Here is a 26,774-nt window from a genome sequence, read left to right on the forward strand (position 1 = left end):
CTAGCCCTGCCAACGTTCGCGGTCGGCCTCTTCGCCGTTGCCGTAGTCGTATTCGTCGATGAGCCCGCGCCTGGCCTGCGAGGCGCGCTTGCGCTCGGCGGCAGAGACACGGTCGTTGCCCTGCAGGCGGGCGTCGAAACCTCGGCCGGCCATGGTGGGATCACCCGCGGTCATGGGCTCCCACTCGAAAGAGATGTAGCCGATGGTGACGGTGGCCCCCTCCTCGGCGCCGGCCTTGAACAGGGCATCCTCCACGCCGAGGGTGGCCAGGCGGTCCGCGAGGTAGCCGACGGCCTCCTCGTTCTCGAAGTCCGTCTGTTTGATCCAGCGTTCGACCTTCTCGCCGGTGACGAGGTAGCCGCCCGGCACGTCCGGATCCTCGGTGACTTCGAACTCCTTGACGTTCTTCTTGCGGCCCTTACCGGCACCGGCATCGACAGCCTTGGGCCGGATGATGGTGTTCTCGGTGTCCTTCTTCGCCTTGGGCCGGCGCTTGCGGTCCTTCTTCACCATCTCGAAGAGCGCGAACTTCAGCTCCTCCAGCCCCTGGCGGGCCACGGTGGAGATGATGAACACGGGCCAGCCGTACTTCTCCTCCAGGTCAGCCTTGACAAACTCCGCCAGCTCGGCGGCCTCGGGCACGTCGGCCTTGTTGAGCACGATGACACGCGGCCGGTCGCGGAGGTCGCCGAGGCCGGTGTCGTCGTCCAGCGCGGACTGGTAGGCGGCGAGCTCAGCCTCGAGGGCGTCGATGTCACTCTCGGGATCACGCCCGGGTTCGTTGGTCGCGGTGTCGACGATGTGCGCGAGCACCGCGGTGCGTTCGATGTGGCGCAGGAAGTCCAGCCCCAGCCCGCGGCCGTCAGAGGCGCCCGGGATCAGCCCGGGCACGTCGGCCATGGTGAAGGTCTGGTCGGCGACGTTGACCACGCCGAGGTTCGGCTGCAGGGTGGTGAACGGGTAGTCCGCGATCTTCGGCTTGGCGGCGGAGAGCACGGAGATCAGGGAGGACTTGCCCGCGGACGGGAAGCCGAGGAGCCCGACGTCCGCCATGGACTTGAGCTCGAGTACCAGATCCCTGGCCTCGCCCTCCTCACCCATGAGCGCGAAGCCGGGGGCCTTACGTTTGTTGTTGGCCAGGGACGCGTTGCCCAGGCCGCCGTACCCGCCCTCGGCCGCGATGAACCGCGTTCCGGGGATGGTCAGGTCGGCGAGGGTCTCACCCTTCTCGTTCTGCACGACCGTGCCGACGGGAACCTCGATGATGAGGTCCTCACCGCGGGCGCCGTGGCGCCAGTCGCCCGCACCGTTGCCGCCGCGCCCCGCCTTGATGTGGGGGCGAAAATGAAAGTCGAGGAGGGTGTGCACCTGGTCGGACACCTGGAGAATGATGTCGCCGCCGTGTCCGCCGTTGCCGCCGTCCGGCCCGCCCAGGGGCTTGAACTTCTCGCGGTGGACGGACGAGCAGCCATGGCCGCCATCGCCGGCCTGCAGATGCAGGACGGTGCGGTCTACGAACTGAGCCATGAAATCATTCCCTAAAAAGTGTGGTCACCAGCCGGTGCGTGGTGGGTTGATGATATCACCCGCGGCGTTGGCCGAGGTAGGCCGGAAATTGCCGCGGATGACGAAGACCCCGGGCGGCCCGTCAGGGCACCCGGGGTCTCACGCGATCGAACTACCTAGGCGGTAGCAACCTCGACCTGCTCAGCGGCAGGAACGATGTTGACGATGCGTCGGTTGCGCTTGATGCCGAACTCGACAGCGCCAGCCTCGAGAGCGAACAGGGTGTCGTCGCCACCGCGGCCGACGTTCTCGCCCGGGTGGAACTTGGTGCCACGCTGGCGGATGAGGATCTCGCCGGCCTTGACCTGCTGTCCGCCGAAGCGCTTCACGCCGAGACGCTTGGACTCGGAATCGCGACCGTTGCTGGAGCTGGATGCGCCCTTTTTGTGTGCCATGGTGTTTTCCCTCCCTTAGCTTCTACTTGATGCCGTTGATCTTCAGGACCGTCAGCTTCTGACGGTGGCCCTGACGACGCTTGTAGCCGGTCTTGTTCTTGTACTTGAGAATGTCGATCTTCGGGCCCTTGGCCTGCTCGACGATCTCGGCATCGATGCTGACGTTAGCCAGATCCTCTGCCTTGGACTTGACGTCGGCGCCGTCGACGAGCAGAACCGGGGCGAGAGCCACGGCAGAACCCGGCTCGCCTTCGATCTTCTCGACCTTGACCAGATCGCCTTCGGCAACCTTGTACTGCTTTCCGCCGGTCTTGACGATTGCGTACATGGTGGGTCACCCCTTACCTAAACTCGTTAACAGCCCCGAAAAGCGACGGGCCTGCATGGACACTATTTCTATGATGTTTCGGGCGACCGCGGGCACTTCCCGAAAGGAGGTACGCGGTCGGCTCCAAAACAGCGACTGTCAAAGAGTACCCCGTTCCGGGCCCCTTCTCCAAAACGCCTCAACTAACGGCGCGACGAGCTCCGTCGGGTTGCCCGTCGGCGCCCCCGCGAACCGCGGGAGGAACCAGTCTCCGGCTCGGGACGCTTCTCGACGTCCGTGTGCACCGGTTCCTTCACCTCCTGGCGAATGTCTTCCCGGCCGGCCGCCGCGCGGCGGCGAACCGCACGTCGACGACCCCGCGAGGAACGCGTGGGCTGCTCGTCCCTGGCCGGGGCATCCGGCGTCTTCCGGGAGACCTCGGTGCGCTTCTGTTCCTGCGCCTCCGCCTGCACCGACTCCGTGGGAGCCTCGGCGGTGCCGGTAGTAGCAGTGGTTGCAGTGGCGCGGCGTCGGCGCGGTGACTTCTCCGCCCGGTTATCGGTATCTGCTTCCCCTCGCTCCGGACGTCGGTCGGAGCGGGAGTTCCCACGGGTCTTGCGGCGTCGGCGGGGCGAGGAGTCGAACTCCTCAAGTGCCTCGGCGAAGGACTTCTCCCCGGTCTCGGCTACGTAGTCGGCATCGGAGGGCTCGTCCGGGTCAAGCTCGCGGGCCGTCTCCACCGCTTCGGCGGCGATGCGCTCCCACTCACTGACCGGCTCGGCATCCTGCGGCTGCGGCTGCTCCTGCTGCTGCCTCTCAGAGGAGGTGTCCCGGTCCCGGCTTCCCCGGCCGCGCCCGCCACCGCGGCGACCGCGGCGCTTGGACGTGCGCTTTTCTCCGGACTCCTCGTCCCGGTCGTCCCGGTCGTCCTGCTCCGTGGCGTCGGAGGTCTCCTCCGGGTCGCCCAGTTTGAGCACCGAGTCCGCCATCCGCTCGAGCACGTCCTCGGAGTCGCCGTCCTTCTCCTGGCGGTTGTCCCGGCCGGGTCGCTCGGCAGGAGCGTGGTGCTCGGCAGGAGCGTGGTGCTCGTCGCGGTCGACGGGATCCTCGTGGAAGATCAGTCCCGTGCCCTCGCAGTGGTGGCACTCCGTGGTGAAGGTCTCCACGAGTCCGGTGCCGATGCGCTTCCTGGTCATCTGCACCAGGCCGAGCGAGGTGACCTCGGAGACCTGGTGGCGGGTGTGGTCGCGGCCCAGGGCCTCCTTGAGTCGGCGCAGCACCAGGTCCTGGTTCTCGGGCAGGACCATGTCGATGAAGTCGACGACGATCATTCCACCGAGGTCACGCAGCCGGATCTGGCGGACGATCTCTTCCGCGGCCTCGAGGTTGTTCCGGGTGACGGTCTCCTCGAGGTTGCCGCCGGCGCCGGTGAACTTGCCGGTGTTGACGTCGATGACGATCATCGCTTCGGTCCGGTCAATGATGAGGTAGCCGCCGGAGGGCAGCCACACCTTGCGCCCCAGCGCCTTGTGGATCTGCTCGTCGACACGGAAGTGCTCGAAGGCGTCCTGTCCGTCGTGGTCGCGGCGGTCGTACTTGACCAGGCGATCCGCCAGGTCCGGCGCCACGGACTTCACGTAGGAGTGCACGGTGCTCCAGGAGCGCTTGCCGTCGATGACCAGGGAGGCGAAGTCCTCGTTGAAGAGGTCGCGAACGACCTTGACCAGCATATCCGGCTCTTCGTAGAGCGTGACCGGGGTGGCGCCCTTGGACTGCTTCTCCTTGTCTGCACGTTCCTGCACGTCCTCCCAGAGGTTGTGCAGGCGCCGGACGTCGGCGGCGATGGCTTCCTCGGGGACGTTCTCCGCGGCGGTGCGGATGATGGCTCCGCCCTTTCCCGGGATGACCCGACCGAGGATGTCCTTCAGCCGCTTGCGCTCCGGCGCGGGCAGCTTGCGGGAGATTCCCGCGCTGCGCCCGCCCGGGACGTAGACGAGGAAACGCCCGGGGAGGGAGATCTGGGTGGTCAGGCGCGGGCCCTTGTGGCCGAGGGGATCCTTGGACACCTGGACCAGGATCTGGTCCCCGGACCGCAGCGCCTGTTCGATTCTGCGGCCGCGTCCGCCGAGGCCGGCGGTCTTCCAGTCGACCTCCGAGGAGTACAGCACGCCGTTACGCCCGGTGCCGATGTCGATGAACGCCGCCTCCATCGAGGGCAGCACGTTCTGCACCCGTCCGAGGTAGATGTTGCCGATCATCGATGCCTGCGACTCGGTGGTGACGAAGTGCTCGACCAGCAGGTCGTCCTCCAGCACGCCCACCTGGGTGAGGGTGCCGCCGCCGTCGTGACGCGGTCGTTCCCGCACCACCATGGTGCGCTCGACCGATTCCCGGCGCGCGAGGAACTCCGCCTGCGAGACGATGTGTTTTTTGGTGCGCCCGGATTCGCGCATCTCGGTGCGGCGCCGGCGCTGGGCCTCGAGCCGGGTGGATCCCTTGATGGCCACGGGTTCGTCGACCTGGGGGGTCTCCTCCGCCTCGGGCTCAGGCTGCGGCTCCGGCTCGGGCTCGGGGGCGGACTGCTTCTTCCGGCTCTGCGCCACGCGGTGCCGGGTCCGACGGGAACCCCGCTTATCGACGCCCTGCTCAGCCGGCTCCGTTTCCTCCGGGCTCTCCGTTTCCTCTGCATCCTCCGTCTTCGCACCAGGGGCGACAAACAGCGGGGAGAACGCGGCCTTGTCCGCGTCCCTGGATTCGGGAGCTTCGGGCACTTCGAGTGCAGTGGTCTCGTCCGGCTCGACATCCTCGGCAACCACATCCGCTGCAGTCAGGTCCTCGGTCAGGTCGGCCTTGACCTTCTCCTCGATCTGGTGGATCTCGTTGTCGACATTCTTGCGCACACGCTCGCGCAGTTTGTCGTCCTCCTCCACCGGTGCCGGGGTCTCCGACGCAGCAGGGGCGGGTTCGGGGGAATCCACGTTCTCGTCGGAGGTCCCGTTGTCGACCGCCTTCTTGGTGGCCTTCTTCGTGGCCTTCCTGGTGGTTTTCTTCGTCGTCTTCTTGGCCGCCTTCCGCGCCGGCGGGGCGGCGGGGGCGAGCGAGTCGAGCAGCTTCTCGGTGTCCGCGCGCGTCAGGGACGACTGCGCGACTTTCTTCTCCCCCAGGTCGGCCAGGGCGGCGATGAGGTCCTTCGAGGACACGCCGAGCTGTTTCGCCAGTGCGTAGACGCGCACGGATTCACCGAGCTGGGAGCGGTCGAAGTCAGCGGCGGCCTGCGTGATGGGGCTGGCCGGCGACGTCTTCCGGGTGGTTCTGCGGGGCTTTTTCGGTTCTGCGGTCGATGCCACTATGTCTCCTTAACTGCCACCGCCGGGGGCGGGTCGGGCGACCGGTGCACGGGCCCCCGGGCGCTGGTATCTCATACCGCCGCCGCACAGGAGCGTCACCGATCTGCGTCGTCGCCGACAGCAGTGTGGTTTCTGGTTGCTCTTCAAGTCTTGTCCGCGGCGGCCGGATGCCGTCCACGACATCGCCCATTGTGGCACACCTGCCCACCGCAGGCCGATTGGACGCCCGCCCTCCCGGGCTCGGGCCGGAACTCTCCGGAAGACTGCACGGAGATATCGCCCCTCCCCGGGGCCGACGGGGATCAGGCGGCGGAGAGCAGGAGCTCGAGGGATTTCAGGGTGTACTTCTCCGCCGATGCTTCCCCGGCGACGGCGGCCTCGACCACCGCGCCCTCGATGACGAGGACCACCAGCTCCGCACGCAGCCTCTCGTATCCGACCTTGTGCAGCGCCTGGGCCAGGTGCTCCAGCGCCCGTGTCCGCTGGGCCTGGAGGTTCTCCTGAAGGGTGGTGGATTCACGCACGCAGTCCATCTTCACGCCGACCCAGCCGATGAGCAGGTCGTGGTGACCCGGCAGGTAGATGTCCAGGAGAATCCTGGCCGCCTCCGCGCTCGAGAGCTTCTGCCCTTCCGGCAGGTCGGCCACGATCGCCTCGGCCCCGGCGTCGAGAACTTCGCCGTGCACCTGGAGGGCATGGATGAGCAGTTCGTCGCGGGTGTTGAAGTAGTACCCGATGGATCCGACGGGTACGGAGGCACGCGCGGCGACCTGACGGTGCGTCACCCCCTGGAGCCCCTGGGCGAACATCAGCTCGATGGCTGAATCCAGGATGGACTTCCTCTTCTCGATGGCGCGGGCCTGCCGGGCACGTCCGCCTGTCGCCACCGTGCGCCCCTTCCCCTCTGAACTCATGCGCATAAACTTATTGGGCGAAGTGGGCATAATCAATTCGCCCCGCCGGATCGGACCGCGAACTGCGACCGCCCCCTATGGATGAGGGGGCGGGAAGGTGCGGTGTCGGGTGACCTAGGCGTTGGGGAACCAGATCCCGATCTCGCGCTCTGCGGACTCGGGGGAATCGGAGCCGTGCACGACGTTCTCGCCCACGGTCAGGGCGAAGTCGCCGCGGATGGTGCCGGGCGTGGCCTTGGACACCGGGTCGGTGCCGCCGGCGAGCTGACGCCAGGCGTCGATGGCCCGCTCACCCTCGACAATGCTCGCCACCAGCGGCGCGGAGGTGATGAAGTCGACGAGCTCGCCGAAGAACGGCTTGTCGGCGTGCTCCTCGTAGTGCTTCTCCGCCGTGGCCCGGTCCGTGGTGCGCAGATCCAGCTCGACGAGCTTGAGACCCTTGCGCTCGATACGGGCGAGAATCTCACCGACGTGGCCGTTGGCCACACCGTCGGGCTTGATCAGGATCAGGGTGCGTTCAGTCATGCGGGTGACTCTACCCAACGGTTGACCGTTTCGTGCGGCTACAGACGATCGATGTCGGCGCGGGCCTGCCCGGTTGATGCGTGGCGCGACCACAGGCGGTACTGCTCGATCGCCCCCGGGCGATTTCCGTCGGCAACCATCCGTCGCAACGTGTCCTCCTGCTCCGGGCTCAGGACGAAGGTGTCGGGCTCCACCTTCTTCGCCTGAGCCCGGAATCCCAGGACGAGGAACACACCCGCGCAGACGACGGCGGCCACCGCGAGGCGTGTGTCGCCCGCGGTGAAACGGATGGCGATGGCGAGCAGCGAGAAGACGACAGCCAGGGCGAAGTAGACGATGCGCATGACCAGCAAGTTTAACCGGCCCCGTTCGGTGACGCATCAACAAGAGTAGGATGAGGGCCATGTCCAACACCGACGACCACCCGGAGGAACTCGCTCTGGGAACCGACTCCCCCTCGTGTGCCGACGGAGCGAAGGTGGAGATCATCACCTCGCGTGACGTGCCCCTCGGCGGCCCCCGTGCCATGACCGTCAAACGCACGCTCCCCCAGCGACAGCGCTCCCTCATCGGCGCGTGGTGTTTCGTCGACCATTACGGGCCCGACGACGTGTCCCTCACCGGCGGCATGGACGTGCCCCCGCATCCCCACACCGGACTGCAGACCGTGTCCTGGCTCTTCGAGGGGGACATCACCCACCACGACTCCGGAGGAAATCACGCCGTCGTCGTCCCCGGGGAGGTCAACCTCATGACCGCGGGCGCCGGGATCTGCCACTCGGAGGTCTCCACCCACTCCACCGCCACGCTCCACGGGGTTCAGCTGTGGACGGTCCTGCCGGATTCCGCCCGGCAGGGCGAGCGGCGCTTCGACCACCACGCACCCGAGCTGCTGTCCTTCGACTGGGGTGAGGCGCTGGTCTTCCTGGGCGAACTGCTGGGCGAGCGCTCCCCGGTCTCCACCTTTACCCCGCTGGTCGGCGCGGAGATCCGTCTGCTTCCCGGGGCGACGGCCACCATCGACGTTGACCCCTCCTTCGAGCACGGCCTCCTGGTCGATGCCGGCGACATCGACCTCGAGGGGGTCACGGTCTGGCCCTCCGAGCTCGCCTACACCGGCACCGGTGAATCCCGCCTGCGCATCCGCAACAACGGCGACACCCCGGCCCGGATGATCCTCCTGGGCGGCGAGCCGTTCACGGAGGAGGTGGTCATGTGGTGGAACTTCATCGGCCGCGACCACGACGAGATCGCCCGGTACCGTGAGCAGTGGGAGCGTGGCGACGACCGCTTCGGCGTCACCCGTGGCTACATCAGCCACGACCCCACGGGATTGGACAGGCTTCCCGCGCCGGAACTGCCCCATTCCCGGATCCGCGCCCGGACCAACCCGGATTCCGTCGCCCGCCCCCACGAAAGGATTGATTCATGAGTGTCACCCGCGAGACCGGCGCCTTCGTCATCCACGACGACGGCGCGACAGCCGGCCGCACCGAGTTCCTCGACCGCGGTTCGGAACGTATCTTCTATCACACCGAAATCGGCGAGGAGTTCGGTGGACGTGGGCTGGCTTCGCAGCTTATCGACGCCGCCCTCGACGCCACCGCCGCCGACGGCCTCGACGTGGTCGCGGTGTGCCCCTTCGTGCGCGGCCGGCTGGAGAAGCACCCCGAAGTGTTCGGCGGATCGTGGCGCAGGCCATCGACAAGTGATCTGGAATGGCTTAAGGAGCAGAAGTAAATGAACAACCGTCCCCCCGAAGAAACATCGAGCGGGTCCTACCCGGAGCGGATGGAGCACGGTCCGTACCTGGACAAGTTCTTCCCCGAGGTCTACTCCGCGCTGGGCAAGGCCAATGGCCAGCTCAAGCGGATCTACCAGGACGTAGATCTCTCCCCCGATCTCATCGAGATCGCTCTTGTCCGGGCGAGCCAGCTCAACGGCTGCTCGGCGTGCCTCTCCATCCACGTTCCCCGCGCCCGGCGCGCCGGGGTCAGCCAGAACAAACTCGACGTGCTCGCCTCCTGGCGGGAGACCGACGCCTTCACCCCGCACGAGCGGGCGGCGCTGGATCTCGCGGAGACCATCACGCTCATGCCCGCGGGGATCCGCAAAGCGGCCGCCCCGGTCAAGGCGATGGAGATCTTCACCGAGGAACAGGTCGCGGCGCTGGAGTGGGCGATCATCATGATCAACACCTACAACCGCATCTCCATCTTCTCCGGCCACCCCCCGGCGTCCGAGATCTGAGTTCGTCCTGCGAGAACCCTGTGACCGGGTTAGGGTTCCGGTGCCAAAACCCTCACCGACCTTAACGGGGTATCTCCACATGATCTTCTCCCGCCGCCGCGCCACCACCGCTATCTCGGCAGCCACCGCATTCACGCTGCTCACCGGACTCGCCACCGTCCCCTCCGCCCACGCCGCGCCGGTGAGCACCGTGGATGACGTCTTTCTCGGAGTCGGCGCCGACGAGACCGAGGCGCTGCTCAACTGGACCACCTACGGCGTGGCCACCGAATACGTCGAGTTCGCCCCGGCCTCCGCTGCCGCGGGTGAGCAGTTCCCCGCCGACACGGCCAAGCGCGTCACCGCCGAGCGAGGATCGCTCACCATCGAGGCGCTGCGCTACTCCATGTCGGCGCAGATCACCGGGCTGGAAGAGAACACCGAGTACGTCTACCGCATCGGCTCCGACGAGCGCGGCTGGACCAAGACCCACACGTTGACCACCGGTGACTTCGGGGACACCTGGGAATTCAGCGTCTTCGGCGACCCGCAGATCGGCGCCTCCGACGACCAGGCCAAGGACGGGGACGGCTGGCGAGCGGCCACCGCCGCTGCCGCCGAGCACCCGGGCACCTCGATGTTTGTCTCGGTCGGCGACCAGGTCGACTCCGTCTTCGACGGCCTGACCCAGCAGGCGGAGTACGACGAGTTCTTCAACAACGACGAGATCTCCCGCTACCGCACCGCCGTCAACCGCGGAAACCACGACGCCCCGTCGAAGGCCTACGGCGAGATGTTCGACCTGCCCAACACCGACGCCAGCGGCCTGGCACCGTACAACTACTACTTCGAGCGCAACAACACCCTGTTCGTAGCGCTGGACACCAACGCCGTGAGCCTCGCGGGCCAGAAGCAGTTCCTGCGTGACACCGTCGCGGCCCACGGCAAAGACAACGACTGGATCGTGGTCACCTACCACCACTCCACCTACTCTTAGGCGTTCCACCAGGCCGACCCCGTGGTGCAGTACTACCGGAAGAACATGGTCGACGTCATCAGTGAGCTCGGGGTGGACGTGGTCCTCTCCGGCCACGACCACATCCACACCCGTTCCCACCTCATGAAGGGCAACACCCCGGTCGGCGCCGGCGAGCCGACCGGTCCGGGCGATGTCCTCCATCCCGAGGAGGGAGAGGTCCTCTACCTCACCGCCAACACCTCCTCGGGCTCGAAGTCCTACTCGTTCGCCACCTTCGACAACCCGGGGTACACGAGCTACTCGGACATCACCACGATGGCGCAGTCCGACGAACGTGGCCTGACCGCGCCGTCCACCGCATACTGGATCCAGGACCGCACCCCGGACTACACGCAGGTGGAGGTGACCCCGGACACCATGACCCTGACCACGTACAACGTCGCCGACGGATCCCAGGTGGACAAGGTCACCCTGAACAAGTCCACGGACAACGACCCCGGCACATAACCGTCGACTGGCTCCACGCTCTCCTCGGCGGGCGGCCTAGGCGCCGTTCTCGCACTGGTGGCGGCCCTCGGCATCGGGGCGATCGTCGCGCTGTTCGGCCCGCGCATCGCCGACCAGCTGGGCATCAAGCTCCCCTTCTGAGACCACCTCTCGGCCCACCGGCGCTGACGGGCCTGCAGGGTAGGCTCACCCTCCATGAGTGAGATGCTCCGCCCCGACGGCTCCCCGATCCGCGTCCTCGTCGTCGACGACGAGGAGGCCCTCGCGGCACTGCTGTCCTCGGCGCTCAAGTACGAGGGCTGGGAGATCCACACGGCGGGCAGCGGGATGTCGGCCCTCCGGCTGGCCCGCGAGGTGGACCCGGACGTCATCCTTCTCGACGTCATGCTGCCGGACTTCGACGGTTTCGAGGTGCTCCGGCGCCTGCGCCGCGAGGGCAGCACCGTTCCCGTGCTCTTCCTCACGGCCCGCGACGCGGTGGAGGACCGGGTCACCGGGCTCATGGCCGGCGGCGACGACTACGTGGTCAAACCCTATTCCCTGGAAGAGGTGGTCGCCCGGATCACCGCCCTGGTCCGACGCGCCGGCATCGCCGAGCTCGCGGCGCCGGAGGCGACTGTTCTCACCGTGGGAGATCTGGAACTGAACGAGGACTCCCACGAGGTCCGACGCGGCGGCGAGGAGATCCAGCTCTCCGCCACCGAGTACGGGCTGCTGCACTTTCTCGTGGTCAACGAACGCAAGGTGCTGTCCAAGGCGCAGATCCTCGACCGGGTCTGGGGATACGACTTCGGCGGGCGATCGACCGTCGTCGAGCTCTACATCTCCTACCTGCGGCGCAAGATCGACCAGGGACGCCCGCCCATGATCCACACCCTCCGGGGTGCCGGGTACATCCTCAAACCCGGCGAGTTTTCGTGACCGGGCGCTCGGTGCCGCTGCGGCGACGCTTGGCCGCGGTCGTCGCGGCGGCCGCGGCGCTGGTCATTATTCTCACCGGGGTGGCGTCGCTGCTCGGGCTGCGCGAGTCCCTCCTCCACCAGGTGGACATCCGGTTGGAACGGGCCACGTCCGCCCCGGCCTTCGACGGCCCCGGCGGCGGTCCCCCGGGCGGGGGCGAGGACCTCAATCCGCTGAATCTCCCTGGCCAGGAGGTAGGGACGGTCCTGCTGCGCGACCAGTCGGGCTCCGGGATCGTCACGGACCAGTTCGCCGTGGGTGAGCTGAGCGAAGCCCAGGCCGACACCCTCCGCAGCATTCCCGCCGACAGCCGGCCCCGCACGGTGCGCCTGCCGGACCTGGGCAGCTACCGGGTGGTCGCGTGGAACGATGCCAGCGGGACGTCCGTCACGGGCATCCCCCTCAGCAGCGTCAACGCCACCCTGCGGGCCGCGGCGGCCCGTCAGGCCCTCATCGGCCTCGCGGGTCTGGCCGTCATCTCGACGCTGTGCGCCTGGCTCATCCGCCGCGAGCTGCGCCCCCTCAACGAGGTCGCCGAGGTCGCGCGCAGTGTGAGCGCCACGCCACTAGACCGCGGGGAGGTGCAGCTGACGCCCCGGTCGCGTATCGACGACACCGCCACCGAGGTCGGCCAGGTGGGCCACGCCCTGAACACACTGATCTCCCATGTCGAGGGTTCCCTCCGCGCACGCCATGCCTCGGAGCAGCAGGTGCGCAACTTCGTCGCCGACGCCTCCCACGAGCTGCGGACCCCGCTGGCCTCGGTGGCCGGGTACACCGAGTTGCTGCGCACCCACGACCTCAGCCCGGAGGACAGCGCGGCCGCTCTGGGCAGGATCTCCGCGGAGTCGCGCCGCATGGCCGACCTGGTGGAAGATCTCCTCCTGCTGGCACGCATCGACGCGAGCCGCGCCGAGCAGTCCACCCTCGTCGACCTCGGACAGGTCGCCGCCGATGCGGTCATGGATGCGCACGCGGCCGGCCCGGACCACCGGTTTGAGCTGGACATTCCCCTGGACGAGGCCGGCCAGGCACCCGACTTCCTCGTCTCCGGCAACGAGGCCCGACTGCGCCAGGTGATGGGCAACCTGCTCACCAACGCGCGCATCCACACGCCGGTGGGCACCGTCACCACGGTGTCGGTGCGGGCGAAGGACACGGAGATTGTCTTGACGGTGTCCGACAACGGGCCCGGGATCCCCGCCGACCTGCTGCCCCGGGTCTTCGACCGTTTCTCCCGTGGTGACGCCTCCCGTCAGCGCACCTCCGGCACCTCCGGCCTGGGTCTGTCCATCGTCGCGGCGATCGTGCGTGCCCATGGGGGCACGATCACCGCGTCGTCTGACCACGGGGCCTGTTTCACGCTCCGGTTTCCCCGGGCCCACCGGCCAGCATCGACGGGGCATTAGCCCCCGGCATCATGCGGCCGCCCATTCCACCCGGGCCCATCATCTCCCCGGAGCTCTCACCGGCGACGACCGTCGCCTCCCCCGCCCCGTTGACGGTGAACGTGTAGGTCTCACCCGCGGTGAGCGCGGCGCCGGAGACGATCACCGATCCGACGTTTGCGACGGCGGTGTACGTGGCCACCACGGCCCCGCTGGAATCGGCGACCTCCAGCACGTCACCCTCCGACAGCTCGGTGTCGACGGCTACCCAGCCCTGCGCTGATTCCGTCGTGGGAGACTGTGCCATGCCCGCGGCCCCGGCGGCGATGAGGGTGCCGCCCGAGATGTCCAGACCGGTGTCCACGTCGATGGATCCGTTGCCGCCCTGGACAGGCCCGTTGACCGTGAGTGTCCCACCGGTCATGGTGGCAGAGCCGTTGGAGTCGAGGCCGTCACCGCCCGTGTTCAGGGTGGTGTCGCCGCCGGAGACGGTGACGATGGCCTGCCCGGTCCCGTCGGCGCCGACCGAGCCGTTGATGGCGTCGTCCGTCGAGGTGACGTCGACCGTGCCCCCGGCGAGGGTGATCACCGCGCCCTCGATGCCCTCGTTCGACCGGGCCACGACTTGCGATCCGTCTTCGATTGCCACGGAGAGATCACCGTGCAGTCCGTCATCGGCGGCGTCGACGGTGACGTCCGCGCCGCCTAGAAGAACATTCTGCGCGTTGATGCCGTCATCCCCGGTTGAGGTGAGGTTCAGCGTTCCCCCGGCAAGGGTCACCGTGCCTGTCTCGGCGGTCTCCGTGTTGTCCGACTTCAGCGCGTGGCCGACGCTGTCCACGGTGACCTCCCCCCCCGCTGACCGTGAGGGAGTCCTTGCCGCGGATGCCGTCGTCCGCCGCGTGCACGTCGATGCCCCCGGACTCTATGACCACCGCGTCGTTGCCCGAGACGGCGTCGCCGGCGTTTCCTGTGACGCTCAGCGCGCCGCCGCCGGTGATGGTGAGGTCGGTGGCCGAGAAGAGGGCGGCGTCGGCGTCACCCTCGGTGATGTAGGTGGCGGCGTCGGTGAGCGAGTTCGAGGTGCCGTCCGCCAGCGAGACAACCGCCGAGCCGGCGCTCAGGACGGCGAGCGCGGAGCCGGTGTCGGAAGTGATGGACGCGCCGTCGAGGATGACCGTGACGGCGTCGTCGTCCCCGGCGCCCACCACGACCTGGCCGGCGAGTTCCCCGCTCAGACGGTAGGTGCCGGCCTCGGTGATGGTGACCACCCCGTCCTGCGTGCTCACCCCTGGGGCATCGGTGGTGGCGATGTCGCCGGCGAGGGTGATGGTGGACGCGTCGCCCGCGGCCACCGTTTCCGGTGTCTGCAGGGTGGCCCCGGCGGTGGAGCATGCGCTGAGCATTCCGGCGGAGAGAACAGCGATGAGCGAGGTGGAGAGGATGTTGCGCATGGGAGAGGGACCTTTTCTTAGACGAGGTGGAGGGTGCGGCGCATCGTGGCCGCCCATTTTTCGGGGTGAAGTTCGGGGTGCAGGGCGGCCATGCCGACCCCGTACTTGGACATGCGGGTCTCCCGGTGCCCCAACGCGCTGAGCAGGCGATCGAAGCTGGTCGGCCGGGTGCCCCCCTTAGTCTCCACGACCGCGATGTTGTCCAGCGCGACCTCGTCGCCGGCGGTGGCGAAACGCACCCCGAGGTCGAGAGTCGCCCGGGCGCCGTCCCCGGGCAGGTACAGGGTGGTGCGCTCGTAGCTGGTGGTCAGCACGGGTTCCAGCGGCCCGGTCAGCACGATGCCCTGGGAGGAGAGACGCGTGTCGACGAATCCCTGCGCCGATGCGGACAGGGGCACGGAGCCGTCGTGAAGCTGTCTGACCTTGTGGGTCATTCCGCGCCCGTCACGCGTCTTGACCTCGAGGTACTGCTCGCCGGTGGAGGCGTAGGTGCGGATGCGCACCTTGAATCGGCGGCGTCGTTCCAGGCCCGCGAGGTGGTAGGCCTGCAGATCGGGGGTGTCGAGGTAGAGCGAGGAGTAGCCGCCGGAGCGCTGACCGGCGATCTCCAGGACGGAGCAGTCGCCGAGGTGTGCGCCGAGTTCGGTGAGTTCGTCGAGGGTGAGGAGGTACTTGCGGTCGACACGCGACTGGCGCGCGGCGGCGTCGTTGAGCGTGGACAGGTCGATGGCGGGGAGGTCGTCGAGCCAGGTCATCGGACGCTCCATTCGCTCACGGGCTCGGCGGCCGGGGCGTGCGCCCGAGCACGCCGGCGCATGTGCACCTGCACGACGGTGAGGTCCTTGACCAGGTCGAGGCTGACCACCCTCGCGCCGAGAATCTCCGCGTGGAACATCGAGGCCAGGTGAGCGGTGAGCTCGGCTGGGTCGGTGAGCGCCCGGTCGACGGTGACGCTCATGCGCTCCGCGTCCTGCTGCAGCAGCCTCGAGTCGAGCACCGAAAAGCCCGCCACGAGCGCCGCCATGAGCGCAAGCGGGAGGTAGGAGCCGGAGGTGGCGCCCAGCCCGCCGATCAGGCCCAGAACCAGGGCGGCGAAGTAGTAGGCCACCTCGGACTGGCTGAGCTCCTCCGAGCGCAGGCGGATGATGGACAGCAGGCCGAAGAGTCCGAGGCCTAGGCCGGCGGCGACGGTCGAGGTGGCCAGCACGGAGACCACGCCGAGGATGCCCAGGTTGATGATGAGGTACGCCATGGCCATGTCTCCCCGGCGGTGGCGCGGGAGGTAGACGGCGAAGACGAGCAGGCCGATGGCCAGGGCGTCTGCGGCGAGATAGAGGTAGGAAGACACGAAAAACTCCTTAAACGAATGTGTCGGTGTGTGGACTGACATTCATTTAAGGAGTCGTACTTATGAGTGCTCACCCGCTGCGGTGATGAGTTTCTGATGCGTGGGCGGCGAAGCTATGAGCCGGGTTATAACCCCAGCGTGCGGGGGTCTTACTTGTCGTCGTCGGACGGCTCGCCCGTGCCCAGGTGCTGGGTGACCAGCATGCCCCGCTTCATGCGCTCGGCGATGTCCGTGCGCAGGGTGAGGACAGACCACCACACCATGATGAACATGCCGACGATGAACATCAGCGACCAGTGCACGAAGAACCCAGCGATGAAACTGATCACCTGCAGCACCATGACCGCCTTGAGTCCCCAGGGCCTGCGCTGCACGAAGGCCAGGAGGAAGTGCGCCGCGCCGAGCGCGACGACGGTTCCCCAGTTCAGGGGGGTCCAGTAGCGGCCGGAATCGATCTGCAGGATCACCGTCAGCGCGAGGAAGATGGTGATGGACTCGAGAACGAGCGTGCCGGCGAGCACGCCGCTGAGCGCCTTAAGCGGGTCCTTGACCGGGGTAGCTCCCGGCCCGAGGGGGCCGTATTCCTGAGGGGTCTCGGTCACTGGGGATCCTTTCCGAACATGGCCCGGGCGTCACCCGCGGTGACCACCGAACCGGTGATGACGATGCCGGAACCCGACTGGATGTCGGCGTCCTCGGCCAGCTCCACGGCGAGGTCGTACGCTCCGACGAGCGTATCGACGACATGCACACGCTCCTCGCCGAAGATGTCGCGTGCGGTCTCTGCCAGATCGTAGGCGTCGAGCGCCCGCGGCGAGGAGTTCTGGGTGATCACCACCTCGCTCAGGTGCGGCTCGAGTTCCCGGAGGATGTTGGCGGAGTCCTTGTCGCCGAGCACCGCGACCACGCCGATGAGTCGGGAAAAGTCGTAGTCCCGTTCGAGCGCCGCTCCCAGCGCGCGGGCGCCGTGGGGATTGTGGGCCGCGTCGACGAAGGTCGACGGGCTGTTGCGCACCCGCTCGAGCCGGCCGGGCGAGCTGGCCCGGGCGAATCCGGCGCGCACGGTCTCCAGGTCGAGGGACCGGCCGGGCCCGGCGCCGAAGAGCGCCTCCACGGCAGCCAGGGCCATCGCGGCGTTTTTCGCCTGGTGCTCGCCGGCCAGCGGCAGGAAGATCTCCTCGTAGTCCCCGCCGAGGCCCCGCAGGGTGAGCATCTGCCCGCCGACGGCGATGGCCGAGGTGACCACACCGAACTCGGAGCCGGCGCGGGCCACGGAGGCATCGACCTCGACGGCGCGCTCGAGGATGACCCCGAGGGCCTCCGGCTCCTGCTCGGCGACGACGGCGACGTTGTCTGGCGGCGCGAGCAGGTCGTCGGTGTCCCAACGGGACTTGATGATGCCCGCCTTCTCCCCCGCGATCTCCTCGATTGTCTCGCCCAGGTAGTCGGTATGGTCCATGCCCACGGGCATGATCACCGCGACATCGGAGGAGATGACGTTGGTGGCGTCCCACCGGCCGCCCATGCCGACCTCGACGACCGCGACATCGACGGGTGCGTCGGCGAACGCGCTGTAGGCCATGGCGACGAGCACCTCAAAGGTGCTCATCGGGTGCTCCGACTTCGAGTCGACGAGCTCGACGAACGGGGCAATCTCGTCGTAGATGCGGACAAAGTCCTCCGGGTGGATCGGCTCACCGTCGATGCCGATGCGCTCGGTCACGGACTGCAGGTGCGGGCTGGTCGTGCGCCCCGTCCGCCGGTGGAATGCGCCGAGCAGGGACTCGATCATGCGCACGGTGGAGGTCTTGCCGTTGGTGCCGGCCACGTGGATGGATTTGAACGTGCGCTCGGGGTTGCCCAGGAAATCCAGGAGCATCTCGATGCGGTCCAAAGTCGGGTCGATCGCCGTCTCCGGCCACCGCGCGTTGAGCGCCTGCTCCACCCGGGCGAGCTCCGCGCGGTGCTCATCGGTGACGGGGCGCGCGATGACCTCGGGGTTGTGCTCGTGCGACTCTCCGAGGTTCAGCGTGAGCCCGTGCTCCTCGACGCTGATCTTGCCGAAGCCGGTGTCTCCCGGCTCCCTCTCCCCGGCCAGCACGGCCTCGGCAGCGGCCTCGGCCTGGCTCTCTTCCAGCGCGGCGCGGATGCGCTCGAGCGCGTCGTCGGGTTCAGCCACTTACTTCAACCCTTCCAGCCGGGCGGTGATGCGGTCGGTCTCCTCGCGGGCCAGCTCCTGACGCGCGCGGATCTTGTCCACGACGGCGTCCGGCGCCTTGGCCAGGAACGCCTCGTTGCCGAGCTTCTTGCCGGTGTTCTCCAGCTCCTTCTGCGCGGCCGCGAGCTCCTTCTCCAGGCGCGCGCGCTCGGCGTCCTTGTCCACGGTGCCCGAGGTGTCCAGGGCGACCCCCACGGTGGCCCGGGACAGGCGCACCTCCAGGGAGGCGGACTCCTCGAAGTCCTCCTCCGGAGCTACGAGCCTAGCGACGCTGCGGATCAGCGTCTCCTGTCCCGACAGATCCGCCGCGGCAAAGTCAATCTGCGCCGGGACCTTCTGGGAGGGCTTCAGGCCCTGGTCGGCACGGAACCGGCGCAGCTCGGTGATGAGCTTGATGGAGTCGTCGATATGCGTCTGTGCCGTGGTGTCGGGCTCCGCACCGCCGTTGGTGTCGTCGACCGTGGGCCACGGCGCGAGCGTGGTGGTCTCCTCCTCCGTCAGGGTGGTCCAGAGGACCTCGGTGACGAACGGCATGGCCGGGTGCAGCAGGCGCAGCACCACGTCGAGGACCCGGCCGAGGACGATCTGCGTGGAGGTGCCACGTTCGGTGACCTCGTCGCGCGGGATCTGGGTCTTGGCGATCTCCAGGTACCAGTCGCAGAACTCGTTCCAGGTGAACTGGTAGAGCTCCTCGTTGGCCTTGGCGAACTGGAAATTCTCCAGGTGCGCGTCAACCGTCGCGCGGACCTGCTCGAGGCGGTCGAGGATCCAGCGGTCCGCGTCGGTGAGCGTGTCGCGCGCCGGCAGCTCGTCCACCGCGGCGCCGTTGAGCAGGGCGAACTTGGTCGCGTTGTAGAGCTTGGTGGCGAAGTTGCGCGAGCTCTGCGCGTGATCCTCGCCGACGGGCAGGTCGGTGCCCGGGTTGGCGCCGCGTGCGAGGGTGAAACGCAGCGCGTCGGCGCCGTAGCGCTCGACCCAGTCCATCGGGTCGATGCCGTTGCCGAGCGACTTGCTCATCTTACGGCCGTGCTCGTCGCGCACCAGGCCGTGGAGGAAGAGGTCGTGGAAGGGAACCTGGGGGCGGCCGTCCGTGCCCTCGCCGAGGATCTCCGGGGTGATGGTGGAAGCGAAGGTGCCGAACATCATCATGCGGGCGACCCAGAAGAAGAGGATGTCGTAGGCCGTGACCAGCACGTTCGTGGGGTAGAACTTGGCCAGGTCCGGGGTGGCGTCGGGCCAACCCATGGTGGAGAACGGCCACAGCGCGGAGGAGAACCAGGTGTCCAGGACATCGGGGTCCTGCTCGTAGCCCTCGGGGGCCTGCTCGTCGGGTCCGACGCAGACGACCTCGCCGTTCGGGCCGTAGAAGATGGGGATGCGGTGGCCCCACCACAGCTGGCGTGAGATGGTCCAGTCGTGCATGTCGTCGACCCAGTCAAAGAAGCGCGGCTCCATCGCCTTCGGGTGGATGGTGGTGTCGCCCTCGCGGATGCCCTCTCCGGCCATCTGGGCGAGCTTGTCCACCTTGACAAACCACTGAAGGGACAGGCGCGGCTCGATGGCCTCGCCGGAGCGCTCGGAGTGGCCCACGGAGTGCACGTAGGGGCGGATCTCCTTGACGATGCGCCCCTGCTCGGCCAGCTCCTCGCGGATCGCCACGCGGGCCCCCTCGCGGGTCAGGCCGTCGAAACGTGTTCCGGTGTCGGCGATCCGGCCGGTCTTGTCCATGATCGTGGGCATGTCCAGATCGTGGCGCTGGCCCATGGCGTAGTCGTTGGGGTCGTGCGCCGGGGTAATCTTCACGGCGCCGGTGCCGAACTCGGGGTCGACGTAGTCGTCGGCGATGACCTTGAGTTTCAGGTCATTGCGGAAGGGGTGGTCGAGCTCCTGGCCCACCAGATCCCGGTAGCGCTCGTCGTCCGGGTGGACGGCGATGGCGACGTCGCCCAGCATCGTCTCAATACGGGTGGTGGCCACGACGAGGTGCGGCTCGTTGTCGTCGAGCGATCCGTATCGGAAGGACACGAGCTCGCCGTCGACGTCCTTGTACACGACCTCGATGTCGGAGACCGCGGTCTCGAGCACGGGCGACCAGTTGACCAGGCGGTGCGCCCGGTAGATCATGCCCTGGTCGAACAGCGCCTTGAAGATCGTCTGCACGGCGCGCGACAGGCCCTCGTCGAGGGTGAAGCGGTCGCGCGACCAGTCGACCGAGTCGCCGATGGCACGCATCTGCGTCTGAATGGTCCCGCCGTACTGCTCCTTCCACTCCCAGACCTTGGAGATGAACTCCTCGCGGCCGTAGTCGTAGCGGTCCTTGCCCTCGGTCTCCTTGAGCATCGCCTCGACCTTGGTCTGCGTCGCGATACCCGCGTGGTCCATGCCCGGCAGCCACAGCGTCTCAAAGCCCTGCATGCGCTTGCGGCGGATGATGGAGTCGATGAGTGTGTGGTCCAGCGCGTGGCCCATGTGGAGCTGGCCGGTGACGTTCGGCGGCGGCAGGACGATGGAGTATCCCGGCTTGTCGCTGGAGGCGTCCGGCGTGAAGTAACCGCGCTCGACCCAGCGCTGGTACAGCGCGGTCTCGTGCTCCTTCGGTTCCCACGCCTTGGGGAGCTCGTCGGCGCGGTTCTTGCCCAGGTTCTTGTTCTGCTCAGTCACCCGGTTCACTATAGCTGGCCTGCGTCTAAGGCTTGGGGTCGCCCTGGGCGGGTTCGGGCCGCTTATCGACGTCGCTTCCCACCCCATTGTCGGCTATCCCAGCAGGTCCCCGACCGCCTCGCGCTCGGCGCGCAGCTCGGCTACGGAGGCCTCGATCCGCTGGCGCTGGAAGTCGGAGAGCTCGAGGCCCTGGACGATCTCGTATCGGCCGTCCCGGGCGATCGTCGGGAAACCCGCGATGAGCCCTTCGTCCACGCCATAGGAGCCGTCGGACACGACCGCGGCGGTGGCCCACCCGTCGGAACCCTGCACCCAGTCGCGCATGTGGTCCACGGCGGCCGAGGCCGCGGAGGCGGCGGAGGAGCTGCCGCGGACGTCGATGATCTCGGCGCCGCGCTTGGCCACCCGGGGGATGAACTCGTCGGTGTACCAGGACTGATCCACATCGACTGGTGAGCCCGCGACCTCGGCGAATGTGAGGTCCGGGAACTGGGTGGCCGAGTGGTTGCCCCACACCGCGACTCGGGAGAGGTCGCCGACCTGACAGTCGAGTTTCTGCGCCAGCTGACTCAGCGCGCGGTTGTGGTCGAGGCGCATGAGCGCGGTGAAACGCTCGGCGGGTACATCCTGCGCGTGGTGGGCCGCGATGAGCGCGTTGGTGTTGGCGGGATTGCCCACCACCACGACCTTGATGTCGGAGGCGGCGTGCTCCCCGATGGCCTTGCCCTGGGGGCCGAAGATCCTGCCGTTCTCGGCGAGCAGGTCGGCGCGCTCCATACCTTTACCGCGGGGTTTCGCGCCGACGAGGAAGGCGGCGTTGGCGCCGTCGAACGCGGTGTCCGCGCTGTCGGTGACGGTGATTCCACACAGCAGCGGGAACGCGGAATCGCCCAGCTCCATGGCCACGCCCTCGGCGGCGCGGGTGGCGGCGGGAATCTCCAGGAGGGCGAGCTCCACGGGTACGTCCTTGCCGAAGACGTCTCCGGACGCGATGCGCCACAGCAGCGAGTAGGCGATGTTGCCGGCGGCGCCGGTGACGGTGACCTTTACGGGGCGGGACTGGCTGGATTCGGACATGGGTGCTCCTGTTCATCGTGACGGGCACCGTGGGGTGTCGTGCTGTCCCAGGTTCCCTGGCTCCCGGCGGTGCGGGCAGTGGACACCACCCGATTCTACCGCCGCCCCGGGATGCGGTCAGGGGCTTGTGAAAGGGAGCACAGCCGCCGGGCCACCCCCGCCATCGCAGACTTTTGCGCCAGAAAACGGGTACCCGGGGGCAGCGCGCGGCCCCGGTACTATCCTGAAGCGCCGGAATCGTGCACGATAAAGGCGGTAACAGCCCTCCCGCCTGCGGTCCGCGGGTCCGGGCGGACGAGGACTCGAAGCACCGAACGGGGTGAAGTACATGGAACGGCCTGGCTCTGCACAATCACCTCACAACAGCGTCGATACGCCCACCTCCGTTTCCCCTGCCACCGTGATCGATGTGGCGATCTCCGAGTTCGCCCGCTGCGGATTCGCGGATGCCCGCCTGGACGCCATCGCACGGGATTCCGGGATGTCCAAGCGCATGATCCACTACCACTTCGGTGACAAACGTGGCCTCTACGTGCAGTCGGTGCTCCGCGCGATCCAGCTGATGCATCCCCCGGAGGAGGAGCTCCAGCTCGATTCGGGCGTGCCCGTCGAGGGGGTGCGCAAGCTACTTGATGTCCTGTACCGGCAGTTCACCGGCAACCCCGACGCGATCAAGCTGCTGGTGCTGGAGAACGTCATCAATGAGACGACCCCGGAGGAGTTTGTCTCGCTCCGCGACGGCTCCACCATGACCTTCCACCTGGACCGGCTCCTGCTGCTGGGCCAGGACTCCGGCGCCTTCCGCCCGGGCATCTCCTCCTTCGACGTCTACACGCTGATGACCTCCATCATCTTCAACCGCGAGATCGGCCACTCCCTGACCCGGAAGCTCTTCGGCGTTGACCTGCACGACGAGCAGAACACCGAGGGCCTGCACCACCTGCTGGTGGACACGGTGCTGGCGTTTCTCACGTCCAACATCCCTAGCTCGGGCCAGCCCAGCTACCTCACCCGACAGGCGGCCAGCGAGGACAGCGCGGAACCCGCCGATGCCCTCTACAGCGAGGGGTCCTCACTCCGCGGCGGTCTATTTCTCGACGAGTAGGGGCACGCTTGTCGACGCCCCGGTCAACCACCCCGCGGCGTCGCATCAGCACGCTTGTCCGCACTAAGCCGACTTCTCGTCCTCGCGCTCGACCAGCTTCGGCTCCGCCTCGCCCCTGACCGATGCGGCGGTGACGACGACCTCGGCGATGTTGTCCTGATCGGGCAGGTCGTACATGACCGGCACAAGCAGCTCCTCCATGATGGCGCGCAGTCCACGGGCTCCGGTTCCGCGGGCCAGGGCCTTCTCCGCGATGACGTCGAGGGCGTCCTTGTCGAAGGACAGCTGAGCGCCGTCCATGTCGAAGAGGCGCTCGTACTGCTTGACCAGGGAGTTCTTCGGCTCCGTGAGCACGCGGACGAGCGATTCCCGGTCGAGGTTCTCCACGGTGGCCACGATGGGCAGGCGGCCGATGAATTCGGGGATGAGGCCGAACTTCACCAGGTCCTCGGGCAGCACCTGGCTGAAGAGGTTCTGCGCCTCGCGGTCTTTGGCGGATTCGATCTCCGCGCCGAAGCCCAGCCCTTTTCGTCCGACACGCTCGGCCACGACCTTCTCCAGCCCAGCAAAGGCGCCCGCGACGATGAAGAGCACGTTGGAGGTGTCCAGCTGGATGAATTCCTGGTTGGGGTGCTTGCGCCCGCCCTGCGGCGGGATCGAGGCGACGGTGCCCTCGAGGATCTTCAGCAGCGCCTGCTGCACGCCCTCGCCGGAGACGTCGCGGGTGATGGACGGGTTGTCGGACTTGCGGGAGATCTTGTCCACCTCGTCGACGTAGATGATGCCGCGCTGGGCGCGCTCCACGTCGTAGTCGGCCGCCTGCAGGAGCTTGAGCAGGATGTTCTCCACGTCCTCGCCCACGTAACCGGCCTCGGTGAGGCTGGTGGCGTCGGCGATGGCGAAGGGGACGTCAAGCATGCGGGCGAGGGTCTGCGCGAGGTAGGTCTTGCCGGAGCCCGTGGGCCCGAGGAGCAGGATGTTGGACTTGGCGATCTCCACCTCGTCCTCCACTCCCTTGCGGCGCTTCTTGGGCGCGTCGGATCCCGGCGCCTTCTCCGCGCGGACACGCTTGTAGTGGTTGTAGACCGCCACGGCCAGGGTGCGCTTGGCGGCGTCCTGGCCGATGACGTACTGGTCAAGGAACGTGGAGATCTCCGACGGGCGGGGCAGCTTCGCGTCGCGGGGCGAGCGGGTCTCCCCCTCCGCCTGTCCGAGTTCTTCCTCGATGATCTCGTTGCACAGCTCGATGCACTCGTCGCAGATGTAGACACCGCCGCCGGCGATGAGCTTCTTCACCTGCTTCTGGCTCTTCCCACAGAAGGAGCACTTGAGCAGATCGGCGCTTTCTTGCATACGTGCCATAAAAGTGTGGGTCTCGCTTTTTCATAGACGACTGGTGAGTCAGGTTTGATCCCTCACTCTAGTGAACGGGTCAAGTCAGCGGCGGCGCGGACACGGCGGCTGTGGATGAACAACCGCAGAGCGTCACTTCTGCAGCGCGGCGCGGGCCTTCTTCAGGGCCTGGTTGATTCCCTTGTGCAGGGGTGCCTCCGCGGCGTCGCGCGGGTGCACGCTGGCACGCAGTCCCAGGTAGGCGATCTGGTCGGCGGCCTGGTTGAGCGGGTCCCCCGAGTGGCCGAGCACCCGCCGGATCTCCACCGGGTGCGCCTTGCGGGCTTCCCGGTGCGCCTGGTCGAATCGGGTCAGGCTGCCGGCGCTCACTCCCCGGAACCGCCTGCCGCGCGCACCGGAGCGGCGCACGTGCTCCACCGCCTCGAGCGCCGCCATGGAGTCGGACTCCACCACCACGGAGGTCGCGCCGATGCGCAGCGAGTACTTCAGGGCGTGGGAGATGGCGTCCAGCTCCAGCTCGTCCACGGACACGGGCGTGCGTCGGGTGCGCAGCTGGTAGTCACCGTTGTCGGCCACAAAACACGTGCTCCCGATCGAGCGGGTGTCAGAGGAGGCGTCGCAGGAGACGGTCACCGCGCCGCCCCTGCCCTGGGTTCGGGCACTGTTGGGCAGCCACAGCGCGGGGCGTTCGCTCTCCTTAGGCGCACGTCGCCGGGTGCCCTTCATCAGGGCGGACTTCTTCCTCTGCATGAGCGCGGAGGCCTTCTTGGTCGCCCGGTTCTGCTCGACGAACGAGCCCGTTACGTCGAAGCCGCTGCGCTCCAGGAGGTTGAGCAGGGTGACGCGGCGCCGGCCGGTGACCACCCACGATTCCTCGGCGGAGACGTTGAATTCCGCCAGGACGTCGTGAAGCTCAGTGAGAATCGCGGGATCCGGGTCGGCCTCGGTGGTGGAGTTGTCGCGCACGATCTGGCGGCCGGGTTTGTCCCGGGCCACGATGATCCAGCCGTTGAGTTCGACGGGGCCGCCGCCGCGCCAGGGTTTCTCCCACCGCGCGATGGCCACGTGGATGCGCCGGCCGACCTGCTCGGACGTCGGTTCGCGCACGGCGTAGGTGCGTGATTGTCTGCCCGTCAGGTCCGACAGCGATAGGGACTCCATGGCTACCCAGTAAACAGCATCGTGCTCAGCTGATGATCATTCCCGCTTCGCGCAGCCGATCAATGTACGCGTCGCCGAGAGCGGATGCCGGCGTGAGCACCCCGGCGCGCTCCGGCAGCCCCTCGCCGTCCAGCAGCGTCAAGGCCGCCTCGGAGATCATCAGCGCGGTGCCCTCGTAACCCGGGTCCAGCTCGAGCTCGATGTGCACGTGCTCGTGTTCGCGGGTGTCGAGGGTGAACCGACCCTTTTCACGATCGCTACTCGACGGCCCCTCCCCCGGCTTCGGCAGGAAACGACCCGCCACGTTCCTGCCCGCCTTCGAACCCAGCAGGGCCGCGCCGGCAGCGAGCCCGGCCGTGAACACCGCGGTCTTCACCGGCCCACCGACGCGCTGGTACTCGGAGTAGGTGAAGTCGCGGCCGTAGTCCAGCACCTGGGCGGTGCGGCGGATCAGGCGGGTGTTGTACTGCGCCATGAAGAACGGCGCGAGCCCCTTCTTCACCCCGGGGGCCTTCATGTCCTTGTCCGAGGAGTATCCCGGCGAGAGGGCGTAGGGCGACTCCGCTGCTTTGCGCTGTTCGCGATCGAGTTTGTCCATGCTGTCGAAGTTGTCCAGCGCGGACGCGATCGTGCCGCCGGACATGCCGCCGACGAGGTTGGACAAGACCATCTCGACGTCGCCGAGCTTTCCGTCCTGCTTCTGCCAGAGCCGGTAGAGGGCCAGGTCGCTGGGGACGGAATCAAATCCGCAGGAGTGGATGATCCGCGCCCCGGACGCCCGGGCAGTCTCATCGTTGTCGATGATGGAGTCGCGCACGAACAGCACCTCGCCGGCCAGGTCGAGGTAGTGCGTGCCAGCTTCGGCGCAGGCACCCACGAGTTTTCGGCCGTAGGCGTTGTAGGGGCCGACCGTGGAGATGATCACCGCGGCGGACTCGGCGAGCGCGCGCATGTCGTCGGCGTCGTCCGCGTCGGCAGTGATGATGCTCCACCCGGAAGTCGTGCCGGGAAGGGAGGCGCGCACGCCGCGGAGTTTGTCCTCGTTGCGCCCGGCCAGGGCGACCCGAGTGTCGTCGGTGGCGTTGAGCGCCACGTACTTCGCAATGAGTTTGCCCACGAAGCTCGTGGCGCCGAAGATGACCAGATCGTTCTCGCGTGATGGTGCGTTGCTCATGTGCGCCGATCGTACGGCTGAATTTAAGGGCAGGAGGGTTCCTCCAGGATCGCCCTGCTCAAGCGCGAAGCCTTCTCTCGCCTCGTCCTGGCAATTCGCCGTCGAC

26 protein-coding genes are annotated in these 26,774 nt (G+C 67.7%); 8 read left to right on the forward strand and 18 right to left on the reverse strand.

All coding sequences use genetic code 11. The features are described from left to right. The 7 genes from obgE to CDOO_RS10230 form a co-directional block, all read right to left on the reverse strand. Complete coding sequence (gene obgE / locus CDOO_RS10200; RefSeq protein WP_018020671.1) at positions 1–1,527, reverse strand: GTPase ObgE; 1,527 nt, start codon at positions 1,525–1,527, stop codon at positions 1–3. 155 nt (positions 1,528–1,682) lie between these two features. Next, positions 1,683–1,961: a 50S ribosomal protein L27 gene (rpmA, locus tag CDOO_RS10205; RefSeq protein ID WP_018020670.1), complete on the reverse strand. Its 279-nt coding sequence runs from the start codon at positions 1,959–1,961 to the stop codon at positions 1,683–1,685. A 22-nt stretch (positions 1,962–1,983) separates the two neighbouring features. Beyond that, positions 1,984–2,289: a 50S ribosomal protein L21 gene (gene rplU, locus CDOO_RS10210; protein WP_018020669.1), complete on the reverse strand. Its 306-nt coding sequence runs from the start codon at positions 2,287–2,289 to the stop codon at positions 1,984–1,986. A gap of 182 nt (positions 2,290–2,471) precedes the next feature. Beyond that, positions 2,472–5,615 carry a translation initiation factor IF-2 N-terminal domain-containing protein gene (locus tag CDOO_RS10215; RefSeq protein ID WP_018020668.1) on the reverse strand — a complete coding sequence of 1,048 codons (3,144 nt, stop codon included), beginning with the start codon at positions 5,613–5,615 and terminating at the stop codon, positions 2,472–2,474. A gap of 302 nt (positions 5,616–5,917) precedes the next feature. Continuing rightward, a complete protein-coding gene (locus tag CDOO_RS13320; RefSeq protein ID WP_020384508.1) occupies positions 5,918–6,529 on the reverse strand; it encodes a TetR/AcrR family transcriptional regulator in 612 nt (203 codons plus the stop codon). Between the two features lie 114 nt (positions 6,530–6,643). Then, the gene (gene ndk / locus CDOO_RS10225; RefSeq protein ID WP_018020666.1) at positions 6,644–7,054 is read right to left on the reverse strand and encodes a nucleoside-diphosphate kinase; all 411 of its coding nucleotides are present in this window, start codon (positions 7,052–7,054) and stop codon (positions 6,644–6,646) included. Positions 7,055–7,092: 38 nt separating this feature from the next. Then, a complete protein-coding gene (locus CDOO_RS10230; protein ID WP_018020665.1) occupies positions 7,093–7,398 on the reverse strand; it encodes a hypothetical protein in 306 nt (101 codons plus the stop codon). 59 nt (positions 7,399–7,457) lie between these two features. Between CDOO_RS10230 and CDOO_RS10235 the strand changes: the two genes are divergently transcribed. The 7 genes from CDOO_RS10235 to CDOO_RS10260 all read left to right on the forward strand — a co-directional run bounded on the left by CDOO_RS10235 (position 7,458) and on the right by CDOO_RS10260 (position 13,138). After that, positions 7,458–8,486: a pirin family protein gene (locus CDOO_RS10235; protein WP_018020664.1), complete on the forward strand. Its 1,029-nt coding sequence runs from the start codon at positions 7,458–7,460 to the stop codon at positions 8,484–8,486. Continuing rightward, on the forward strand, positions 8,483–8,794 hold the full coding sequence (locus CDOO_RS10240) for a GNAT family N-acetyltransferase (protein WP_018020663.1): 312 nt from the start codon (positions 8,483–8,485) through the stop codon (positions 8,792–8,794). Before CDOO_RS10235 ends, CDOO_RS10240 begins: the two co-directional genes overlap by 4 nt. Continuing rightward, positions 8,795–9,304, forward strand: a complete 510-nt coding sequence (locus tag CDOO_RS10245) for a carboxymuconolactone decarboxylase family protein (RefSeq protein WP_020384507.1) — start codon at positions 8,795–8,797, stop codon at positions 9,302–9,304. Positions 9,305–9,383: 79 nt separating this feature from the next. After that, on the forward strand, positions 9,384–10,280 hold the full coding sequence (locus CDOO_RS13325; RefSeq protein WP_018020661.1) for a fibronectin type III domain-containing protein: 897 nt from the start codon (positions 9,384–9,386) through the stop codon (positions 10,278–10,280). 21 nt (positions 10,281–10,301) lie between these two features. Beyond that, positions 10,302–10,769, forward strand: a complete 468-nt coding sequence (locus CDOO_RS13330; protein ID WP_052098082.1) for a hypothetical protein — start codon at positions 10,302–10,304, stop codon at positions 10,767–10,769. Between the two features lie 204 nt (positions 10,770–10,973). Then, positions 10,974–11,690: a response regulator transcription factor gene (locus CDOO_RS10255; RefSeq protein WP_169331871.1), complete on the forward strand. Its 717-nt coding sequence runs from the start codon at positions 10,974–10,976 to the stop codon at positions 11,688–11,690. Further along, complete coding sequence (locus CDOO_RS10260) at positions 11,687–13,138, forward strand: sensor histidine kinase (RefSeq protein ID WP_018020658.1); 1,452 nt, start codon at positions 11,687–11,689, stop codon at positions 13,136–13,138. Before CDOO_RS10255 ends, CDOO_RS10260 begins: the two co-directional genes overlap by 4 nt. Here CDOO_RS10260 and CDOO_RS14205 read toward each other — a convergent pair. From CDOO_RS14205 to CDOO_RS10295, 8 genes are all read right to left on the reverse strand, one after another. Then, the gene (locus CDOO_RS14205; protein ID WP_211209004.1) at positions 13,089–13,958 is read right to left on the reverse strand and encodes a carbohydrate-binding domain-containing protein; all 870 of its coding nucleotides are present in this window, start codon (positions 13,956–13,958) and stop codon (positions 13,089–13,091) included. The genes CDOO_RS10260 and CDOO_RS14205 overlap by 50 nt on opposite strands. Beyond that, positions 13,852–14,571 (reverse strand): carbohydrate-binding domain-containing protein, encoded by a 720-nt coding sequence (locus CDOO_RS14210; protein ID WP_051063931.1) that lies wholly within the window; start codon positions 14,569–14,571, stop codon positions 13,852–13,854. Before CDOO_RS14210 ends, CDOO_RS14205 begins: the two co-directional genes overlap by 107 nt. A 17-nt stretch (positions 14,572–14,588) precedes the next feature. Further along, positions 14,589–15,326 (reverse strand): VTC domain-containing protein, encoded by a 738-nt coding sequence (locus tag CDOO_RS10270; protein ID WP_018020657.1) that lies wholly within the window; start codon positions 15,324–15,326, stop codon positions 14,589–14,591. Continuing rightward, the gene (locus tag CDOO_RS10275; protein WP_018020656.1) at positions 15,323–15,919 is read right to left on the reverse strand and encodes a DUF4956 domain-containing protein; all 597 of its coding nucleotides are present in this window, start codon (positions 15,917–15,919) and stop codon (positions 15,323–15,325) included. The genes CDOO_RS10270 and CDOO_RS10275 overlap by 4 nt, the downstream gene beginning before the upstream one ends. A 149-nt stretch (positions 15,920–16,068) precedes the next feature. Beyond that, the gene (locus tag CDOO_RS10280) at positions 16,069–16,521 is read right to left on the reverse strand and encodes a DUF4233 domain-containing protein (protein WP_018020655.1); all 453 of its coding nucleotides are present in this window, start codon (positions 16,519–16,521) and stop codon (positions 16,069–16,071) included. Then, positions 16,518–18,098, reverse strand: coding sequence for a bifunctional tetrahydrofolate synthase/dihydrofolate synthase (folC, locus tag CDOO_RS10285; protein WP_018020654.1), 1,581 nt, complete (start codon positions 18,096–18,098; stop codon positions 16,518–16,520). The genes CDOO_RS10280 and folC overlap by 4 nt, the downstream gene beginning before the upstream one ends. After that, a complete protein-coding gene (locus CDOO_RS10290) occupies positions 18,099–20,798 on the reverse strand; it encodes a valine--tRNA ligase (protein WP_020384505.1) in 2,700 nt (899 codons plus the stop codon). A 93-nt stretch (positions 20,799–20,891) separates the two neighbouring features. Next, the gene (locus CDOO_RS10295; RefSeq protein WP_018020652.1) at positions 20,892–21,875 is read right to left on the reverse strand and encodes a malate dehydrogenase; all 984 of its coding nucleotides are present in this window, start codon (positions 21,873–21,875) and stop codon (positions 20,892–20,894) included. A gap of 400 nt (positions 21,876–22,275) precedes the next feature. Between CDOO_RS10295 and CDOO_RS10300 the strand changes: the two genes are divergently transcribed. Then, the gene (locus CDOO_RS10300; RefSeq protein WP_018020651.1) at positions 22,276–22,980 is read left to right on the forward strand and encodes a TetR/AcrR family transcriptional regulator; all 705 of its coding nucleotides are present in this window, start codon (positions 22,276–22,278) and stop codon (positions 22,978–22,980) included. Between the two features lie 63 nt (positions 22,981–23,043). Here the strand turns inward: CDOO_RS10300 and clpX are convergent, their stop codons facing one another. The 3 genes from clpX to CDOO_RS10315 all read right to left on the reverse strand — a co-directional run bounded on the left by clpX (position 23,044) and on the right by CDOO_RS10315 (position 26,668). Next, positions 23,044–24,342: an ATP-dependent Clp protease ATP-binding subunit ClpX gene (clpX, locus tag CDOO_RS10305; RefSeq protein ID WP_026159175.1), complete on the reverse strand. Its 1,299-nt coding sequence runs from the start codon at positions 24,340–24,342 to the stop codon at positions 23,044–23,046. Between the two features lie 123 nt (positions 24,343–24,465). Continuing rightward, positions 24,466–25,494, reverse strand: coding sequence for a ribonuclease HI (locus tag CDOO_RS10310; RefSeq protein WP_018020649.1), 1,029 nt, complete (start codon positions 25,492–25,494; stop codon positions 24,466–24,468). A gap of 25 nt (positions 25,495–25,519) precedes the next feature. Next, positions 25,520–26,668 carry a saccharopine dehydrogenase family protein gene (locus tag CDOO_RS10315; RefSeq protein ID WP_018020648.1) on the reverse strand — a complete coding sequence of 383 codons (1,149 nt, stop codon included), beginning with the start codon at positions 26,666–26,668 and terminating at the stop codon, positions 25,520–25,522. Positions 26,669–26,774 lie beyond the last annotated feature (106 nt).

Origin of the sequence: Corynebacterium doosanense CAU 212 = DSM 45436 (assembly GCF_000767055.1) — a bacterium.
In the GTDB taxonomy this organism is placed as follows: domain Bacteria; phylum Actinomycetota; class Actinomycetes; order Mycobacteriales; family Mycobacteriaceae; genus Corynebacterium; species Corynebacterium doosanense.